General features: G+C 41.2%; 1 protein-coding gene. It reads right to left on the bottom strand.

Annotation, left to right across the window (positions count from 1 at the left end):
* Positions 1-377: transposase (locus tag LB467_RS18735; RefSeq protein WP_224475670.1), on the bottom strand; the 377-nt coding region annotated here is incomplete at its 3' end.
* Positions 378-451: the final 74 nt, after the last annotated feature.

Genomic DNA, 451 nt, shown 5'->3' on the forward strand with positions numbered 1-451 from the left:
GGATAGATCTCGATCTCTTTTACCTCAAGATGCTCCGGAAGGGCCATTCTTCCTTTGTGGTTGGAAGTTCTTTTGCGACGCTGGTCACTGAGCTTTTCTTTTAATTCGGATTCTTGTGCTGCTGCCTTTTGGGGTTCCATTTCAAAGGGAAGGCTCATCTGGTTTTTATCCCCTTCGAAGCGTTCTCTTTTTTGACCAAAAGCCAGGCGTTTGTAATACTCCACCTGGAATTTCAGGTCAGCAATCTTATGCTGTGCTTTTTCAACTTCTTGTTCCCTTTTAGAAACACTTTTTTCAGCTTTTTCCCTCTTTTTCGTCTCCTTCTTCAGGAGTGCCAAAAGCTGATCTTTAGTAAGGTTTTCTAAGGGTTCTTGCATGGGTTAAATATACAAAAACAGACCTATTAAACCTACCGCGAACCCCTGTTTTTACTGATAAAACACCATTATTT

It is taken from the genome of Salegentibacter tibetensis, from assembly GCF_020164485.1.
Lineage (GTDB): Bacteria > Bacteroidota > Bacteroidia > Flavobacteriales > Flavobacteriaceae > Salegentibacter > Salegentibacter tibetensis.